The organism is Nocardia sp. NPDC060220 (assembly GCF_042727815.1).
Taxonomy (GTDB): domain Bacteria; phylum Actinomycetota; class Actinomycetes; order Mycobacteriales; family Mycobacteriaceae; genus Nocardia.
Map to the genome: position 1 here is coordinate 1 of NZ_JBHWZY010001191.1, position 1,649 is coordinate 1,649.

The window sequence follows — 1,649 nt, forward strand, 5'->3', positions numbered from 1 at the left end:
CGTCCTCGATGCCCAGATCGCCCTGCTCGACGAGTTCACCCCGACCGCGCCCGACCGGATCGCCGAGCTGCCCCGCGATCCCGATGATCTGTTGCGCCGCACTCTGATTCCCGGCCCGGCCAATCAGCGGATCGCCATCTCCTCGCGCGAGTTCGCGGCGTGGACCGGCCGTGCGGGACTGCACTACCGCCCCACCGAACCCGCCGAGCTCGGCGCGGCGTGGGATCGCGGTGGCGTGGACAGCGTGGCGAATTCCTACAGCACCACGCTGTTCCGGTTCCGTGACGAGGCCGCGGCCCTCGCCTTCGGCACGACATGGCAGAACACGCTCAGCGCGGCAGCGCATCCGGTCGCGGCGCCCGAGGGCCTGCCGCAGGCGCGGTGCGCGGAGCGGCGTGCGGGGAGTGCGCCCGCACTGACCCGCTGCTATGTGAGTTACCGGCGCTACGGCGCGTTCGTCAGCGGCACCGAACCCGCCGGAGTTCGCCAGCAGGCCGCGGCACAGTACGCGCTGCTGGCGAACGCTCAGTAGTTTCGGAGCTGGTCTAGATCAGAGCTGGGCTTCGATCGCCTGCACGACCTCGGCGGCATCGGGGGTCGTGCGCGGGCGGAACCGGCCCGCGACCGTGCCGTCGCGACCGACGAGGAACTTCTCGAGGTTCCACTGCACGTCGCCCGCCGCGCCCTCGGCGTCGGCGGTCTCGACCAGCGCGGCGTAGAGCGGGTGCCGGTCGTCGCCGTTGACATCGGCCTTGGCGAGCAGCGGGAAATCGACGCCGTAGGTGACCGAGCAGAATTCCTGGATCTCCTCGGCGCTGCCGGGCTCCTGGCCCATGAACTGGTTGCTCGGGAAGCCGATCACGGTGAAACCGCGCTCGCCGTAGGTCTTCTGCAGTTCCACCAGGGCGCCGTACTGCGGGGTCAGGCCGCACTTGGAGGCCACGTTGACCAGCAGTACCGCCCGCTCGCCCGCCAGCTCACCCAGTGTGGTGTCCTCGCCCGCCAGGGTCTGCACCGCAATGTCTCGAATGTTCGCGCTCATCACATCACCACCAGATCTCGTCTATGTCGGTTCGATCGCCACCGTACCGGAGCCCGATCGGCGCGCAAGTGTCCCGCTCGGCGAGAGAATCTGTAACACGTTCTTGTTTTGTGACGCGGTTCACGGCACCATTCCTATGGATGGGCGGTGATGCCCGCACCCTGAGCACCGGAGGAAGCCCCGTGAGCGACCAGCCACATCGGATCGATACCGTCCGCCCGCTGCGCGCGAGCGAGGTGACGCAGTGGGATTTCGACGCCGATGTAGTGGTGGCCGGTTTCGGCATCGCCGGCGTGTGCGCGTCGATCGAAGCCGCGCGAGCGGGCGCGAAGGTGCTCATCCTGGAACGGACCGGCGGCTGGGGCGGCGCGGCGGCGCTGGCGGGCGGATTCGTCTACCTCGGTGGCGGCACACCGTTGCAGAAGGCACTCGGGTTCGACGACACCCCGGAGAACATGGCGGCGTTCCTCACCGCCGCGCTCGGACCCGGCGTCGACGAGGCGAAGATCAAGGACTACTGCGCGGGCAGCGTCGAGCACTACAACTGGCTCGTCGACTGCGGAGTGCCGTTCAAGGAGTCGTTCTGGGGCGAGCCCGGCTGGGAGCC

2 protein-coding genes and 1 pseudogene are annotated in these 1,649 nt (G+C 69.0%); 2 read left to right on the forward strand and 1 reads right to left on the reverse strand.

Annotated features, from left to right (window positions below; genetic code table 11):
• Positions 1–532 (forward strand): annotated as a pseudogene (locus ACFWF3_RS35140) (hypothetical protein); the annotation flags it as partial.
• 18 nt (positions 533–550) lie between these two features.
• Here ACFWF3_RS35140 and ACFWF3_RS35145 read toward each other — a convergent pair.
• The gene (locus ACFWF3_RS35145; RefSeq protein WP_379318428.1) at positions 551–1,042 is read right to left on the reverse strand and encodes a glutathione peroxidase; all 492 of its coding nucleotides are present in this window, start codon (positions 1,040–1,042) and stop codon (positions 551–553) included.
• Positions 1,043–1,224: 182 nt separating this feature from the next.
• Between ACFWF3_RS35145 and ACFWF3_RS35150 the strand changes: the two genes are divergently transcribed.
• The coding region (locus tag ACFWF3_RS35150; RefSeq protein ID WP_379318430.1) for an FAD-dependent oxidoreductase at positions 1,225–1,649 on the forward strand (425 nt) is incomplete at its 3' end.